Origin of the sequence: uncultured Arcobacter sp. (assembly GCF_937982575.1) — a bacterium.
Taxonomy (GTDB): Bacteria; Campylobacterota; Campylobacteria; order Campylobacterales; family Arcobacteraceae; genus Arcobacter.
This window is the reverse complement of the sequence record NZ_CALJLR010000006.1, coordinates 211,700-228,984: the sequence shown is the minus strand read 5'-3', so window position 1 is coordinate 228,984 and position 17,285 is coordinate 211,700. Positions and strand designations below refer to the sequence as shown.

Below are 17,285 nucleotides of genomic sequence, written 5' to 3'. Positions count from 1 at the left end.
AACTCTCCTACATTTTTAGTATTAAATTATATCGTAAAATATTTAAGTTATTATTATAATTCATCAGGATTATATTCAATATTTTTATCAGGAAGATAACATAATCTTGAACAAAAACTATCATATTTCCCTGCCAACATATTTTTCCTAAAGCCTATTGCTTTTTTTTCATTCATAGCTACTTCTAATCCTTTTGTAGCATCAGCAATAGGATGAAATTCCCTTCTTCCACAAACAGTTAACCTTCCTTCAACGTCAATATATGGATCTTCAAAACAAGTAAAGCATATTTTTTGTCTTTTTTTTATTTCAATTATTGGATCCATACCTACACCAATACTTGTAGGTGAAAGTTCCCATTTTAAGTCTAGGGTTTGAATGTCAGTTTCTATTTTAACTAATAATTTTTGATATTCCTCATTATCAACTACATTATTCTCTCCGTCTTTTATCATTTGTTCTGTTACAAAGAGTGGTATGGTATGAATAATTTTAATATTTTTTGCATTTTTCAATATATTTACTAAATTAAATAAAGAATTATAATTTTGTTTATTTACTACAGAATTAATTTGTAAATGTAAATTTGTGTGATTAGAAATATATTCTATCATTTCAACCATTTTATTTAAATCGGCCCCTCTAAATTTTAATTGATCTTCAAAAGTAAATCCATCAATACTAAATTCAATATGGGTCAATCCTGCTTTACTTAGTCTATTAACATCATCTTTTGTAATTAAAGAGCCATTAGTTGTAATTTTAACATGTTTAGATTTTCTTTTTACTATTTTAATCGCTTCTTCTAAGTGAGGATACATAAGAGGCTCACCTAAACCTGCTAGGTGAGTAAGTCTAAAATTTCCTTTTGTATTATCAATGATTTTTTGTAGAGTCTCTATTTTCATATGTTTATCTAAAATTTTCTTATATTTTGAATCAAATCGATAACACCAAGTACAAGTTAAGTTACAAAAAGTGGTAATGGCTATAGCTACTCGTCTAAAAGACATTGTATCTTGATAACAATATGGACTAGCATCTTTTCCATATGATAGTATCTCCATATATTTCATTAATCTATCTGGCATACCCTCAAATGTATTCATGTACTCTTTCATTTCTTCTTTTGTTATAATATCTTTCATAATGACCTTTCTTCTTATCTTTATTAAATTGAACTCTATCTTATAGTACTTAAAAGAAATTAATTAATTATTATTAATTAATTTCTTTTAAAAGAACAAAACTTTCAGCATAAGTACAGTTTGCACTAGAGCCCCTAAGTATTGCAAGAGCTTCAATTGTTTTTATACTTCTGGGAAAAGGGTGCTCAGCCAATTCTGTTTGAAAAACTTTTATAATTTCACATTTCTTTTTAAAATAATCACTAATATCAACAAAAACATTTGCTTTAAATGATTGAGAAGCATCTCCATTTGCAAACTCTGTCTCACTTAATGTTTCCATCATATAAACTTTTTTGATAAATGGATACCTAAATGTTTTAGTACAGCTGAATGCAGCGTTAAAAATTATTCTATGGTCACTGTGAACATCATTCTGAAAAGGTAAATAAATAATATTTGGTTTGACTTTATTTATAATTTTTGATATTTGCTCAATCAGTTCACTGGTACTATATCCATCAACTTTCATTGTTTTAAATCTTAAATTATGAACACTATTAAAATTATATAATTTACTTACAGTTTTTATTTCATTTTCTCTTTTATCATAATATGCATCTTTATTATCAATAGTTGTACATATAAGCCAATGTATTTCATCTCCATTTGCTTTATATTTTAAAAGTGTACCTCCACAACCTAATGTTTCATCATCGGGGTGAACAGCTATTACAAGAACTTTATTCATGGGCTACCTTTAGTGGGTCTTCAAATTTAATAAGATTTTTTTTAAAATCTAACGTTTTGATTAACTTATATGCTTTTTGTGCACTCTTACCATCACCATATGGATTTTGTACTGTTTTTAGGCTATCTTGAAACTTTTCAGAAAAAATGGTCTCAATAGAGTTTGAAATATTATCTATATTTATATCAGAAAAAATTACATTTTTAACAGTAAGTCTATTTTTTTGTCGTTTCCCAACATTTATAGCTGCTTTTTTTATAGTTGCTGCTTCATATATACCTGCAGAGGAATTACCAATAATAAAATCACATTTTTTAAATAAAGTTAAGAATAGGTTTCTAGGTAGATTTTTGTAAAAAATAAACTGTTTGTTTTCTTTATTATTTTCAATGATTTGAATAATTTTTTCATATCCAGGATCTGTATTTGGATAACTGATAAAAGAAAATATATTTTTTGATTCTAAAACTTTAAGAATATTGTTAAATATCTCACCCGAATTTTCACCTTCTATGGGATGAAAAATTACTAGAGCAAAATTTGACAGGAAAGAAAGATTAAAACTACTTTTAATATCCAAAAGATTAAAGTCAAAGAACTTGTCTAAGCTAATACTTCCAATATTTTGTATTCTATATGACGGCTCACCTAAAGCTAATAGCCTATTTCTATGCTCTTTCGTTGAAACAAAATGATATGTGGATAGTTTAGAGGTTGCATGTCTTATATATGTGTCTTGGTGACCATCTTCTTCATGATCACCACCATAAAAATGTATACTTGGAATATGTAAAAACTGGCTTATTAAAGAATAAATGATTACGTCTTCTCTATCTCCAGCATAAAGTAGTAAATCTGGACTAAATTCATCTATTATATCAATACTATTTTGTAAAAGTAAGCTAGTAGTTTTTAAACGTGATTTATTGCTATCAGAATTTATAAGAGTTTCAATTGAGGCTAATATTTTAAAACCATCATCAATAATGTATTTTTTTGTATATCCACAAGCAGTCGATAAATGTGATCCTGATAATAATAGTTTAAAATTTATGGAAGAATCATTGTTTAAAAGTTTATATAGTGGAGAAAGTAAGTCATAATCTGATCTAATTGAACTGAAAGCTAGTATTTTCATTAGTTACCTTTAAAATTTGATACTTTTAAGTTGATTAAGTTGATTAATATTTTCATAATGTGTATATAGTTGTTCCATATAGTCTTCATGAATAAATGGCAACTCCAATGCAAAACATCCATCTTGAAAGTCTTTTTTTGTTTTTTGATCAAATTGAATATGATAAAAATCTTGATAATTTAATTGAATATTATTATTTTTGAAATCCTCTTCATTCATATAATTTTTTGCTCCTACTCCAGATAAATAAGTGGTACAACCTGAAGCTTTAACTAAATCAAGTATTCGGTCTGACTTAATTAATTGAGTATTAAATTCAGATGCATATATTATTTGAGTATTTATACTGAACACTTTTAACATGAAATTTAAAATTTTAAGATTAATTTCTAAAAGATGAGTATACTTTTGATTGAATATATATTCTACTTCTTCTTTATATTTTTGAAAGCTTTTGAATTTTCCATACCGATTTAAGATTATTTCGTAGTGTTTTTTTATTATTTCAATATTATTTACTTTAACTTCATTAATTAGTAAATTATCGAGTTGATGATTTTTTGCATCTACAGAAAGAGTTAAATAAGAAGGCTTTCCTGAGGGATTTGAATATAAAGTTCTATGTTGAAAAGCACGCCTATTAAATTGTACATCATCCATTATAATAAAGATATCTGACTTAATAATTTTGTCAAGTAGTCCAAACCAACTTAAGTAGGGTGGTTGATGAATAGATGCTATTTCCATTTTATTAAATCATCTTCATTATAATCACATATTGCTTTTGTATTTAGTATTTCATACCATCTCATTGGACTAATCCCATTCCCTGGTCTTTTAATTGTGATATTATCTTTTGTTAAAATATCACCTTTTTTTATGAATGTTTTTGCAACAATACTTTTTCTACTACAAAGTTTATTTGGTGCTTCACTTTGTGTAATTTGTTTAATAGTACTACCTAAGGCTTTTTCAATATTTCTAATTGAATTAACCATGTTTTTTAATTCATGAGGTTCTAAGGAAGCTTTATGGTCTGGTCCATCCATCATTTTATTTAAAGTAAAATGTTTTTCAATAATTGTAGCACCTAATGCAACTGCTGCAATATCGACTTCAATTCCTAACGTATGATCACTATAGCCGTAGTTTATATTAAAGGTATTTCCAATTGTTACCATAGCTTTTAAATTTACATCTTGCATTGGTGTAGGATATTGAGTATTTGCATGTAGCACACTAATATTATCTTTAGATGTACCTGCTTGAATAAGTATTTCTAATGCAGATTCAATTTCACCTATAGTTGCCATACCTGTTGAAAGAATAATTTTTTTATTGAGAGAACCAATATGTTCAAGGTACGGAAGATTTGTAATTTCACCACTTGGGATTTTAAAAATATCTAATTCAAGTTTATTTAATAATTCTATACTGGCATGATCAAATGGTGTAGATAAGAATATAATATTTTTTATTTTACAGTATTTGAGTAATTCGTAATGACTATCTATATCTAGTTCTAGTTTTTTAATCATATCAAATTGAGATTCATCTTTATTGGTAGTCTCTTTTTGATATTCTGCTTTTTGTGCATTTTTGGAAACTAAATTTTCAGTCTTAAATGTTTGAAATTTAACTGCATCTGCTCCAGCTTCTACAGCTACATCAATTAATTGTTTTGCAAGTTTAATTGAACCATTATGATTGACACCTGCTTCTGCAATAATAAAAACACTCATTTACTAATACCTCCTGCTTTTATAAAGCCACTAATTGTTATATTTTGTTTTGAAGTGGCATTACTTCCAAAAAATGAATTTGTTTTGACTATTACCGCTCCATTTATAACGCTTGCAGTTGAAATGTGACAATGGTCTTCAATAATTGCATCATGTTCAATAAGCGCTTTTGTATTAATAATACAATTTTTGCCAATTTTCACATTTGCATTTATTAAACAATGATGCATAATTATAGTTCCTTCCTCGATGAAAGAGTGTTTTGAAACATAAGCAAGAGGAGAAATTACTATAGGTAAATTAAAACCTATTTTTTTTAATTTTGTAAATAAATTTACTCTTGCATGGTTTGAAGTTATATGTCCTACCGTAATTACTGCATTTTTACAAGTTTTGTAAATATTTTCTAAGTCATCATCAAATCCAATAGTTTTGTAATTGAAAATCTCTTTACAATTGCTTCCCTTTTTATCAACTATTCCAATTATGTTATATTTATTTTCTTGTTCAATTACATCAATGACACTGTGGCAATGCCCTCCCGCTCCTACTAATATAATGTTTTCTTTTTTCATATTCTTACACTACTTGGGATATTTACAACTCTTTTCTCCAAGTATTTTACATTTTTTAGAGTAGTTTTTTGACATTCTTTGAACATCTTGAGTGTATTCAAAGGCTTCCAGATAGGTCTTGTCATGACACCATTTTCATTTGTATATTTTAAAAAATTATTTTTCTCTTTTTCATTATTTAATAAAACTGCTTGTAACCAATAATTTGATTTAGATTCTTTTGGTTCTTCTATAAACTTTATGTCATAGTTTGAAAAAAAGTCTTTGTATATATTTGCTAAGTCTCTTTTAGATGTTAAAAAATTATCTAGTTGCTCAAGTTGGGCAAGAAGTAGTGCTGCATTTAAATTTGGAAGCCGGTAGTTAAATCCTATTTCGTCATGTGTATATTCATATGGATGAGGAATTTTTGCTGTAGTTGTAATATGTTTTGCTTTTTTTGCCAAAATTTCATCATCAGTTATAATTACTCCCCCACCACCTGAAGTTATTATTTTATTTCCATTAAAAGAAAATATACCAATCTTTCCAAAAGTTCCCGTATGCTTGTTTTTATAATAGCTACCTAAAGATTCTGCAGCATCTTCAACTAAAGTTATTTTCCATTTATCACAAATTTGTTTTATCTCATCAATTCTACAAGGATGACCAAAAGTATGCATTGGTATACAGGATTTTATAATTTTCCCAGTTACTTTATTTATGCATTCATTATTTTTTATTTCACAGTTAGTTTCTAAAAAAGATTGTAAAGAATTGGGACTTAAACCCATTGTATTTAAATCAACATCTATAAATATTGGTTTTGCACCAATATAACTAATTGCATTACATGTTGCTATAAATGTAAGTGGTTGAGTAATAACTTCATCATCTTTTTTTACACCTGCTAAAATAAGTGCTATATGAAGCGCGGCTGTGCCATTTACTACAGCAATTGCATACTTAGAGTGTACAAATTTTGCAAATTTTTTTTCAAATGCGTCTACATATTCTCCTACACTTGATACAAATGAAGAATCAATACAGTCATTTAGATATTTTTTTTCATTTCCTATAAACCTAGGTTCATGAAGTGGGACAAATTTTTTTGTATCAAAAGTTTTTTGTATAAATTCAACAATATTTTGCATGTTACATTTTCCCATCAAGATACCTGCCTATCTCTTTGTGTCCAAAATTTGGAATCATCATAAAAAATTCTTTTAAAATATCATCTTTTGTCCATGATAAATTTTGTTTAAAACTTCTAATTTTAGTTTCAAAATGATTCAGTTTATTTTCATTAAAGAGCACTTCATTTTTAATAATTCCAAGATTTTCAAATCTTTCCATATCCAAAACTTCTTTATCAGTAAAAAATTCTTCGAAATCCTTTTCTCCCGTTGTATTACTTGCTTTAAATAAACATGGCCATTTCCCCTGAGATGGTAAAGTTTTTGCTAATTCTCTTGCTTCATCTTCATCTTTACATAAATAAGGTTCATAACCTAAATTCTTAAGATATTTGGTAGCAATTTCAGCAAAACTAATTAGATGCAAGTTTTCATTTAATTTGGGAAAAAATATATCTCTATTTTCTCCAAATATACAAGACATCAAACATAATTCACCACTTTCTTGAGGTGTAACAAAATATCTTCTAATATCGTTAGGCGCAACGATTGGTTGATTTTTTTGAATTCTTTGATTAAATCCATGAAGTAGACTTCCATCGCTAAAAGCAACATTTGCAAATCTTGCCATTGAAACATTTATTTGTTTTGATTTTCTCATAACAAACATTTCCATGATTTTTTTACTTGCACCCATCATATTTACTGGATTAGTAGCTTTATCTGTGGATACGCAGAAGTATTTTTTTGTATTATTTTCAATAGATTGTCTAAGTGTTTTATCTGTATTAAATATATTAGTTTCAATCATTCTCATTAAAGTAAAAGGATCTTTTTCACTTCTTACATGCTTTAATGCAGATAAATTTAATACATAATCATACTTGCCATCAGCTTTTATAAAAGCGTCATATTCATAACTTCCAATATCTAAGGCAAAAGTTGCAAATTCACCTTCTATATAACCAAAAGAACTTCTAATATCTCGAACCAACTCAACCATATTATTTTCACTAATATCAACAACATGAAGTTTTTTAGGATTTCGTTTAAATATTTCTTTTGTAACAGCTTGCCCAATACTCCCTGCTGCACCAAGTACCAAAAAAGAAGATGAAGTAACAATTTCTTTTAAACACTCTTTTTTATTATGGATATCATTTTCAAACAACTCTTGATTTCTTCCAATTAAATATAGCATTATTCCTCATTAGACTTAAAAAGATTTGGTAAATGAAGTTTTCTTAGTTGATAAATCTTTTCTATAAAAGAATTGTTATATAGTGCAAACTCAATGTGCATATAATGGATAATATATTCTAGGGTTGTATTATTAACTTGTATATCATTTGAATTCTTTTCTAAGAAATTATTGGCAAGAATTATTTGATAATTATAATTGAATTTTTCAAAAATACTTGGATCAATACCAATTTCTTTTAATGAATTTAGATAAAAATCATCTTTATTAACTGCACATTCAGATAAGTTTATTCTAGATAACTCTCTATTATATGCTAAGTAAAAAACATTCTTATTAAATGGTAACATTTTTTGTTCGATATCTGTATAAAAAATAGAGTTCTTATTATTTATAAAAATTTTTAAATTGTTAAAAAAATTGTCTTTAGTAAATTTCAATATTGAAAAATTTGTATTATGAAGCTTTTCTTTTACTAGCTTACTGTCAGAATCATTAAAATAATAGGCATTAATAGTTATAGAAGGGTGTACTTTTTTTAAATTTAACAAGTATTTAATAAATTCATCATCATTAATATTGTCATTAGTAGCTAAAAATGCTAAAGTATTTTTAGCTGAATTATCTAATTTAATTTTTTGATTAAAAATATTTTTAAAAAATAATATGTCATAACTTGAAGAATCTTTATATATATTAGAAACAATAGATTTAGTGAAGCTTCTTTTAGATTTATCTATTAACTTAAGAGAATAATTAAAAATATTTTCATCTTTTATTTCTTCAAATAAATGAATTTTAAATAAATTTACTTTTGTGTCATTCAAAATTTGCCATATTTTATGATAATTAGACGTTTTAGGTTTTTTAAAATTTATAAAAGAGTAAATATATGTAGATATGTTTTCAACAATATCATAAATAGTTATAGGGATGATAAAATCAATTTGTTGAATATAGTCTGCGAAAATTATCGAAGTTAAATCTTTTTGTTCTTCATTAAAATAAAATGCTTTATATCTTATGTTATAATTTTTTTCAAAAAGTATGGACATGAGTTTTATAAATTCTTTATCTTCTAGATTATCTTCTGTAGCTAAAAATCCAATGTTGTCTTCTGGGTCTGTATTTTGTAATCTTTCTTCATCTAGATTATCATTTAGAGCCTTAGTAAAAATTGTCTCATTGTAGTTTTCAATTAAACACTCTAAATAGTTAGTTGAAGTATCTTTTATAGCATACTCCTCTTTTAAAACAATAGGATGAATATTAACTGTATTATTGATTAATCCATAAATCTTAGTATGTAAAAAACTTTGATTTTTAATTGAGGCTTGTACCCAAACTTCTATATTATCTGTAATATCAAAAATATTTTTTGGTGTAATAAAGTTAAATCTATTGATAACCCTTCCAAAAATTTTTATAAACTCTTTTACATCCACTTCGTCAAAATAAAATACTGAAAATTTTACATTTGGAAATTTATTACAAATTTCTACAATTTTATTTACAAATTCTTGTTGAAGATTCTCTTTAATTGCAAAAAAACCTATATACTCTTTTAGATATTTTTCATTTAATAAATCTTTATCAATATCAAATTTTAAACTATTTGCAAATTCAAAATATTTGGTATTTGGTAAGACAAAATTGTGCTTAATCTTTTTTGTTAATGTGAACTTATCAGTATTAAATTCTTCTTTCTCTTCATCAATATTATTAAGGGCAGATTGATATTCAATCTGAGTAAACATAGAAGAGTAAATATTCTCATAGTTATTTAATATAATGTCATCTATCTTTTTCACATTTATTGTATTATTATATGTTTCAAGCCATAGTTCTACAGTGCTTGTTATTGTATTAATATTGTGTGGGATTATTAATTCAATTCTAGATAATTCTTGTTTAAAAATATATTGAGCTTGAACTTTTTGAAAATCAAAAAAGTAAAAAAGTTTAAGTTTAATTTCTGGGAATTTATTAAGTAACTCTTTTACATAACAAATAAAATTTTTATTAGAAAGGTTATCTTCAATTGCAAAAAATCCGATTGAATTCATTCCAAATTCGTATTGATAACCTTGTTTTGAAGTTTCTACTAACTCTTTGAAAAATGGTTCTGAATAAATACTATTTTTTATTGAATACTCTTTTAAGTATTTATTTAATTTCTTTAATGCAATACTATTTTCATCTTGTGAATATGAAATTGATATTACATAAGTATCAACTATTTTATTTAGCTGAGTAAGTAAATTTTTATTTATTTCATAGATATATTTTTTATTATCATTTTTACTTTCTAAATCAAAAAGATAAAAAATATGATGAAGGTTATGTGAAGAGTAGTTGATTAAGATTGATTGTAAATCTTCACATTGATGTTTCTCAAATAAAATATTTTGAATAAGGTTAATTAAATGCCCTTTATACTCTTCAAAATCTTTGTATTTTTTCATTTTTTGAAATTGGTCTAAATTTTTCTTGATTTTTTTTACACTACTTAGTTTAAGGTTTAGTTTCTCTAAATCTTTTTGATTATAACCAGCTTCACTTATAGTTATAAAAGCATTGGAAAGTTCGTTTTTTAATGCTTCTTTTTCATTTACAGAAAAACTAGATAGATTAATATCTTCAATTTTTAATGGTGTTGTACCATTTAAATAAGCGCCATTTGACAGATTGTAAATATTTTGAGTTGAATCTTTAAACATTTCTGAAAACTGAGCAAATGTATCAATATTAGTTTTAAATACTGGTACGGACTTAACTTCTGCTAAAAAGTTACCTTTTACAAGTATAGTGTTTTTTCTGTATGAGTAGTTTTTATCATCAGATTCTTCTAAGTCTTTTAGTTTATTAAATGCTCCAGACCCTGAGTGTCCTTCAATATGTGTATCACCAGACTCTACGTCCATAGCAAAATCAAGACCTAAAAGATAAACTTCTTTTGCTTGAAATAAAAGAAGTAAGGCATAAGTTAACTCACCAATACTTGGACTCGTTAAAGTCCCAAAATTTTCTTTTAATTCAAACATCGCTTGAAAAATAAAAATATTTTCTTTTGGAAAAGAGTTCATTAGTTTTGCATTTACATGAGATGCAAAAATAAATATAGTGTCCTTGAAATAGTTTATATCTTTTAATTTAGCAAGCGTATTTAAAACTTGTACATCTTGCTCATCATATTGAGTAATAATGTCAGGTTTTATTCCATTTCTCTCCAAAATTGGCATAGTCGCGTATATTGCTACTATTGTAAAATAGTTTTGGTTTTTCTTTACAAAGTCAATATTATGTTGTAATGATGGACCAGCTGAGAGATAAAGTACTGGTTTTTCAAAAGGCTTAAGATTTTGTTTTTGTTTTATGTTTAATAATCTAAAGTTTTGACTAATATAAGAGTTAGTTCTACTTAAACTTAAAAATGTCCTATCGTATGAGTATAATAAATGACCTTGTGATACTAAGAAGTTTTGAATAGTTTTCATATATATATCAGATCCAGCTGATAAATTTACAAACTTTAAATAATGGTTGAAAATAAAAAGTTCTCCATAAAAAGCTTCAAAAGTCTTTTTAAATTCAAAATCATTTTGTGCAACAGAGAAAAAAAGTTTTGTTTGTTTTGATAGGTTTGCATAATTTGTAACGAATAAAGACAATCTAAAAAATTCTAAATTTGGTTCGACTATTAAATAAACCTTAGAATTTAATTTCTGATGAATTAATGGGATATGAATACCTAATAAAACTCCAAATATGATGAATTTGTGAATTTCTTTTAGATTTTGAGGACTTGGTAAATTTTTATCAACAAAATTTATTACCGGAGCATTTCCAATTGTATGAGGTGCTAAGATATCTTGTTCTAGTGCTTTTTTTGCAACAGCATCATTGTACTTAAATTCATAGTATGTCTTAAAACTATTTACAGTCGCATCAAAGTTTATATCATCAGCAATTTTTTGAGAAACTTCATTTGAGTTTTGTGTGTATAAAAATTGTTTTGTATTTGGATTAACTATATCAAAGTGTGTATTTAAGTATTGAAGTTCAAATTGAGGTTTTACTTGCCCTAAATCAATTGCAGTGGCATAAAGTTCTAGATTTTTATAAATATCAGGATGATTTTGTTTAAAAAATTCTAGGTTTTCATTGTAAGTTTGTAGTGCTTTTTGCTGAACTTGATCTAATGACATTTTATACCTTGGATAAATCCCTTTACGCAGTAAATAGAGAATATTATTTTGGTATTTATTTTAGCATGTTTGCTCTAAAGATAGCTGAATTTGAAGTGGATTTTTTAAAAATTAATAAGTGAATAATAGTTTTTATTTATTTTTTAAATACCAATTGTACATATTTTTAATACCATTTTCAAGATTAATTTTATGTTTCCATCCTAAATCATGTAACTTACTAGAATCAGTAAGCTTAAACATTGTTCCATCCGGTTTATCAGAGTTAAAGTAAAGCTCACCATTAAACCCTATTATACTTTTAATAAGCTCTGCAAGTTCTTTTATTGAAATATCAATTCCAGTCCCTATATTAATATGTGTATTTCTTATTTCTTTGTTATTTAAATTATATGTATCTTTAAAATCTCTATTTTCAAGTAAAAAAACACATGCATCTGCCATATCTTTCGAATATAAGAATTCTCTTCTTGGTTCTCCTGATCCCCAAATCTCTACATGATTCTCTCGAATTCCAAATTTAGCTAAATAAATTTCCAATTCTTCAATAGTTGATAGATTTAAATCTTCTAAAACTTCTCTAGTTTTACCTTCACTTAAAAGTTTTGCTAAATGTATTTTTCGAATAAGTGCAGGTAGTACATGTGATTTCTCTAAATCAAAGTTATCATTTGGTCCATAAAGATTTGTTGGCATTACACTTATAAAATTCGTCCCGTATTGTAAGTTATAGCTTTCACACATCTTTATACCTGCTATTTTTGCAATAGCGTATGGTTCGTTTGTATATTCCAAGGGAGATGTTAATAAACTATTTTCACTCATAGGTTGTGGTGCATTTTTAGGATAAATACAAGTACTTCCTAGAAACAAAAGTTTTTTTACTTTATGAACATAACTTTGATGAATTACATTATTTTGAATTTGTAAATTTTCATAAATGAAGTCTGCTCTATAAGTATTATTAGCAACAATGCCACCCACTTTTGCGGCAGCAAGAATTACATATTCTGGTTTTTCATTTTGGAAAAAGTTTTCTACATCTTGTTGATTTAGAAGGTCTAATTCTTTATGTGTTTTATATATTAAGTTTGTATAATCTTTTTCTTGAAGGTTTTTAACTATTGCAGAACCTACTAAGCCTCTATGTCCTGCTATATATATTTTAGAGTTTTTATTCATTGACATATACTTACAATTCTTTCTTATTCATAATAACTCAAAGTTTTATATCCGCCATCTTTAAGATAAACATCTTTTGTCATTAGTTTTAAATCTGATTTCATCATGTCATTTACAAGATCTTGTAGTTTATACTCTCTATTCCATCCAAGTTTTGTTTCTGCTTTGGTAGGATCTCCTAAAAGTAAATCAACCTCTGTTGGTCTAAAATATCTAGGATCTACAGCAACTACTTCTTTACCTATTTCTATTTTATAATCTGGGTTTGAACAAGAGGCAACATAAGCTTTTTCATTTACACCCTCACCTTTAAATTCTAAAGTAATACCTGCATAAGTAAAACTTAGTTTTACAAATTCTCTTACTGTTGTAGTTTGTCCTGTTGCAATTACCCAATCTTCTGGTTCATCTGCTTGTAAAATCATCCACATCATTCGTACATAATCTTTTGCATGTCCCCAATCTCTTTTTGCATCAAGATTTCCTAGATATAGTTTATCTTGAAGTCCTAAGGCTATTTTAGATGTTGCTCTTGTGATTTTTCTTGTTACAAAGGTTTCACCTCTTACTGGACTTTCATGATTAAATAAAATACCATTACAAGCAAACATTCCATAGGCTTCCCTATAGTTTACAGTTATCCAATATGCATACATTTTAGCAACTGCATATGGACTTCTTGGATAAAAAGGTGTTGTTTCACTTTGTGGTGTTTCTTGTACTTTTCCATATAGTTCACTAGTTGATGCTTGATAGATTTTTGTTTTATTTGTAAGTCCTAAAAGTTTTACAGCTTCAAGGATTCTAAGTGTTCCAGTACCATCTGCATTTGCTACATATTCTGGTGTTTCAAATGAAACTGCAACATGACTCATAGCAGCAAGATTATAGATTTCATCTGGTTGTACTTCTTGGATAATTCTCGTAAGGTTCATAGAATCTGTCATATCACCAAAGTGAAGTATTAAGTTTCTATTTTCCACATGGGGATCTTCATAAAGATGGTCTATTCTATCTGTATTAAAAAGTGAACTTCTTCTTTTTATACCATGAACTTCATATCCCTTTTTCAGTAAAAATTCTGCAAGATAAGATCCATCTTGTCCTGTTATTCCTGTTATTAGTGCTACTTTCTTTTGAGTCATATTTTATTTTATCCTATTACTTAATTATTTGTATTATATTTTATTTCTACTAAAATCATCATCAATTCTAATAATATCATCTTCACCTGTATATTCACCTACTTGAGCTTCTATGATAACTAAGGGTAATCTACCTTGATTCTCAAGTCTATGTAATTGTCCTGCTTTTATGTATGTTGATTCATTTGGGTTTAGTATAAAAGTTTTATCATCTATTGTAACTGTTGCACAGCCTGATACTACTATCCAATGTTCATTTCTATGGAAATGTTTTTGTAAAGATAATCTTGACTTTGGTTTTACTACTATTTTTTTTATTTTATAACCATTTGAATCTTCTAGGACGGTGTATGTTCCCCATGGTCTATGACCTGTTAGGTGAATATTATGAAGTTCACTTTTTTGCTCTTTTAGTTTTTGTACAACTTGTTTTACTTTTTGACTTGAACCTTTTTTAGATATTAAAAGTGCATCTCCAGTATCTACTATAATACAATCTTCCATATCTACTGTTGCTATTTTTCTATCATTACCATAGATTAAATTATTTTTTGAATCTATTGAAATATGATTTTCATTTATTGTATTATTATTTTTATCTTTTGGAAGTTCATCATAAAGTGAATCAAAGCTTCCCACATCACTCCATTCTATATTTGAAGGAATTACTTTTACACTATTACTTTTTTCCATGACTGCATAATCTATTGAATTTTCTTTGATATTTAACATGTCATCATGTTTTATTCTAATTAATGAATTTTCAACAGAAGCATTATTAAATGCTATTAAAGAATCATTATAAATTTCAGGTGAATGAGTTTTTAGTTCATCAAGAAAAACTCCTGCTTTAAAACAGAACATTCCTGAGTTCCAAGAATAATTACCTTCTTCTAAATATTTAGTTGCGGTTTTAAAATCAGGTTTTTCATGGAATGCTTTTACATCAAAGGTATTTATTGATTCTATATATCCATATCCTGTTTCTGCGAAGGTTGGAGTAATGCCGAAGGTTACTAATTTATTGTCAAGGGCAAACTCTTTTGCTTGAATTATTACTTTTTCATACTCTTTTTCATTTTTTATTAGATGATCACTTGGTGTTACTAATACTATTTCATCTTTTGGTAATGCCATACAAGCTAAGGCAATAGCAGGAGCTGTATTTCTTCCTATTGGTTCTAGTAAATAGTTGTTAGATGATAGTAGATAGGGAATAGTGTTTTGAATCTCTTCTAATTGGTCTAATGCTAAAAAATACTGTTCAGTGTTTGAAACTATAAATTGACTTTCACATAATTTTGAGTTTCTTTGCACTGTTAATTGGAATAATGACTGCTTATTAAATAGTTTTACAAACTGTTTTGGCATGAGTGTTCGACTTATTGGCCACAGTCTTGTTCCATTTCCTCCACATAGTATTATGTTAGTCATTATGTCACTTCCTATTCTTTATGTTGTTAGATATTTTAGCTTATAAGAGTTTGATGTTTTCTGACAATATATTAAAATTTAAAAAAAGAGATTTTTTCTGATTTAAATAGAAATAAAAAAAGTAGCATCCAAAAGGATACTACTTTTAAAAGTGAAAAGATCAAATACTATTGTAATAATCTTAAAACATTTTGTTGGATAGAGTTAGCTTGACTCATAGCATACGATCCAGCTTGTGAGATAATATTTTGTTTGTTGAAGTTTGAAGATTCTTCAGCATAATCAACATCTCTAATAATAGACTCAGCAGCTTTTACATTTGTCTCTTGGGTCATTAAGTTTCTAACCCCAGATTCAATTTGATTTTGAGTAGAACCTAAGTCCGCTCTATATGTATTAAGTTGAGAAATTGCAGCATCAACTACACCTTGGAATTTATCGGCTTGAGCACGTGTCAATTGATTAGCCGCTAAAGATTTTAATCCAGAAAGTGTTCCTCCCCCTGTAATTTTACCACCAGAAGCAGCAGTTGAAACTGTGATTTCTTCACCATTTGCACTATTTAAGTTTGTAATATTTAAGTTTTGTGCATTTCCACTAACTGTTAAACTTCCAGATGCAGAACTTTGAGTGATTTGCATAGAACCAATACTAAATGTACTTAATAATGCTGGACTTGCTCCACTTGTAGTAGTAGATGAGTTATTTACTGTATCAATAGTATTACCACCAAGATTGATAGTAGTACCAGATGTTACTGTAAATGTAATAGCTCCTGCAATACCATTAATTGAACTTGCTTGAACTTTTGTGATTGAACCACCTGAAGATATTGAGAATGTACCAATAACGTTCCCATTAATATCACTTACTTCTACTGATTTACCACCAGATGCAGCAGCTAGTTTTTCTAAAACTAATTGTGTAACTGCATCAGTATTACTAATTGTTCCTGAACCACTAAATGTAATAGCTCCTGAGATACCTGACAAGTTTACATCTAGTGAAGTTCCTGAAGAGAAACCATCAATTGTAATATCATTTGTACCATCACCAGTAACAACGATAGATGTACCTTGTGAAACGATATTATTTCTATCACTAGCACCTGATGTTTGAACCAACTCTTCAGTTCCTCCACCAAGACCTAGTGTATTAGATTGAATAGACTCTGCTTGAATAATATCATCTTTATTTCCACCAATTTGGAATGATAATTGATTAGACCCTTGAGTTTCATCATAACCACCTTGTAATAGTGTTGTACCATTATAGTTCGTTTGCTGTGCAATATTATCTAATTGTTCAAGTAGTTTATTGATATCTTTTCTAATAGCTTCTCTACCTGCATCAGAAGTAGTATCAGTATTTGCTTGAATTAATTTAGCTTTAACAACATCAAGAATATTTGATTGTTCAGACATAGATTTATCAGCAATTTGTATTAATGAAACAGCAGAGTTACCGTTGTCAATACCTTGACCAATAGAACTTGCTTGTGTTCTTAATTTATCAGCAATTGCTAAACCAGATGCATCATCAGATGCTTTATTAATTTTTAATCCAGTAGAAAGTTTTTCTAATGAACTTGCAATTTTATTTTGCGTATTTGTAGCTGCTTCTCTTGCATTTAATGAAGCAATGTTAGTATTAATTCTCATAATAAA

13 protein-coding genes are annotated in these 17,285 nt (G+C 27.2%); all 13 read right to left on the bottom strand.

Annotation, left to right across the window (positions count from 1 at the left end):
* Positions 1-53: 53 nt before the first annotated feature.
* A complete protein-coding gene (locus Q0617_RS06220; RefSeq protein ID WP_298751634.1) occupies positions 54-1,148 on the bottom strand; it encodes a radical SAM protein in 1,095 nt (364 codons plus the stop codon).
* A 73-nt stretch (positions 1,149-1,221) separates the two neighbouring features.
* The gene (locus tag Q0617_RS06215; RefSeq protein ID WP_298751632.1) at positions 1,222-1,878 is read right to left on the bottom strand and encodes a PIG-L family deacetylase; all 657 of its coding nucleotides are present in this window, start codon (positions 1,876-1,878) and stop codon (positions 1,222-1,224) included.
* Entirely contained in the window at positions 1,871-3,016 is a 1,146-nt protein-coding gene (neuC, locus tag Q0617_RS06210; protein ID WP_298751630.1) for a UDP-N-acetylglucosamine 2-epimerase, read from the bottom strand. The genes Q0617_RS06215 and neuC overlap by 8 nt, the downstream gene beginning before the upstream one ends.
* Positions 3,017-3,025: 9 nt before the next feature.
* Complete coding sequence (locus Q0617_RS06205; RefSeq protein WP_298751627.1) at positions 3,026-3,763, bottom strand: WbqC family protein; 738 nt, start codon at positions 3,761-3,763, stop codon at positions 3,026-3,028.
* Positions 3,754-4,758 (bottom strand): N-acetylneuraminate synthase, encoded by a 1,005-nt coding sequence (gene neuB, locus Q0617_RS06200; RefSeq protein ID WP_298751626.1) that lies wholly within the window; start codon positions 4,756-4,758, stop codon positions 3,754-3,756. Before neuB ends, Q0617_RS06205 begins: the two co-directional genes overlap by 10 nt.
* Positions 4,755-5,333 (bottom strand): NeuD/PglB/VioB family sugar acetyltransferase, encoded by a 579-nt coding sequence (locus Q0617_RS06195; protein ID WP_298751625.1) that lies wholly within the window; start codon positions 5,331-5,333, stop codon positions 4,755-4,757. Before Q0617_RS06195 ends, neuB begins: the two co-directional genes overlap by 4 nt.
* Entirely contained in the window at positions 5,330-6,481 is a 1,152-nt protein-coding gene (locus Q0617_RS06190; protein WP_298751624.1) for a LegC family aminotransferase, read from the bottom strand. The genes Q0617_RS06195 and Q0617_RS06190 overlap by 4 nt, the downstream gene beginning before the upstream one ends.
* The gene (locus Q0617_RS06185; protein WP_298751623.1) at positions 6,468-7,649 is read right to left on the bottom strand and encodes a UDP-N-acetylglucosamine 4,6-dehydratase; all 1,182 of its coding nucleotides are present in this window, start codon (positions 7,647-7,649) and stop codon (positions 6,468-6,470) included. Before Q0617_RS06185 ends, Q0617_RS06190 begins: the two co-directional genes overlap by 14 nt.
* Positions 7,649-11,857, bottom strand: a complete 4,209-nt coding sequence (locus Q0617_RS06180) for a 6-hydroxymethylpterin diphosphokinase MptE-like protein (RefSeq protein ID WP_298751622.1) — start codon at positions 11,855-11,857, stop codon at positions 7,649-7,651. Before Q0617_RS06180 ends, Q0617_RS06185 begins: the two co-directional genes overlap by 1 nt.
* A 132-nt stretch (positions 11,858-11,989) precedes the next feature.
* Positions 11,990-13,039, bottom strand: a complete 1,050-nt coding sequence (locus Q0617_RS06175; protein ID WP_298751620.1) for a GDP-L-fucose synthase — start codon at positions 13,037-13,039, stop codon at positions 11,990-11,992.
* A gap of 23 nt (positions 13,040-13,062) precedes the next feature.
* Positions 13,063-14,184 (bottom strand): GDP-mannose 4,6-dehydratase, encoded by a 1,122-nt coding sequence (gene gmd / locus Q0617_RS06170; protein ID WP_298751618.1) that lies wholly within the window; start codon positions 14,182-14,184, stop codon positions 13,063-13,065.
* Positions 14,185-14,217: 33 nt separating this feature from the next.
* Entirely contained in the window at positions 14,218-15,618 is a 1,401-nt protein-coding gene (locus tag Q0617_RS06165; RefSeq protein WP_298751616.1) for a mannose-1-phosphate guanylyltransferase/mannose-6-phosphate isomerase, read from the bottom strand.
* Positions 15,619-15,785: 167 nt separating this feature from the next.
* A complete protein-coding gene (locus tag Q0617_RS06160) occupies positions 15,786-17,279 on the bottom strand; it encodes a flagellin (protein ID WP_298751614.1) in 1,494 nt (497 codons plus the stop codon).
* Between the last annotated feature and the right edge of the window lie 6 nt (positions 17,280-17,285).

Coding starts and splice junctions, on each gene's coding strand:
- Q0617_RS06220 (WP_298751634.1), bottom strand. CDS start 1,148: ATGAAAGATATTATAACAAAAGAAGAAATGAAAGAGTACATGAATACA.
- Q0617_RS06215 (WP_298751632.1), bottom strand. CDS start 1,878: ATGAATAAAGTTCTTGTAATAGCTGTTCACCCCGATGATGAAACATTA.
- neuB (WP_298751626.1), bottom strand. CDS start 4,758: ATGAGTGTTTTTATTATTGCAGAAGCAGGTGTCAATCATAATGGTTCA.
- Q0617_RS06165 (WP_298751616.1), bottom strand. CDS start 15,618: ATGACTAACATAATACTATGTGGAGGAAATGGAACAAGACTGTGGCCA.
- Q0617_RS06190 (WP_298751624.1), bottom strand. CDS start 6,481: ATGGGAAAATGTAACATGCAAAATATTGTTGAATTTATACAAAAAACT.
- Q0617_RS06175 (WP_298751620.1), bottom strand. CDS start 13,039: ATGAATAAAAACTCTAAAATATATATAGCAGGACATAGAGGCTTAGTA.
- Q0617_RS06195 (WP_298751625.1), bottom strand. CDS start 5,333: ATGAAAAAAGAAAACATTATATTAGTAGGAGCGGGAGGGCATTGCCAC.
- Q0617_RS06185 (WP_298751623.1), bottom strand. CDS start 7,649: ATGCTATATTTAATTGGAAGAAATCAAGAGTTGTTTGAAAATGATATC.
- Q0617_RS06205 (WP_298751627.1), bottom strand. CDS start 3,763: ATGGAAATAGCATCTATTCATCAACCACCCTACTTAAGTTGGTTTGGA.
- neuC (WP_298751630.1), bottom strand. CDS start 3,016: ATGAAAATACTAGCTTTCAGTTCAATTAGATCAGATTATGACTTACTT.
- Q0617_RS06180 (WP_298751622.1), bottom strand. CDS start 11,857: ATGTCATTAGATCAAGTTCAGCAAAAAGCACTACAAACTTACAATGAA.
- Q0617_RS06160 (WP_298751614.1), bottom strand. CDS start 17,279: ATGAGAATTAATACTAACATTGCTTCATTAAATGCAAGAGAAGCAGCT.
- gmd (WP_298751618.1), bottom strand. CDS start 14,184: ATGACTCAAAAGAAAGTAGCACTAATAACAGGAATAACAGGACAAGAT.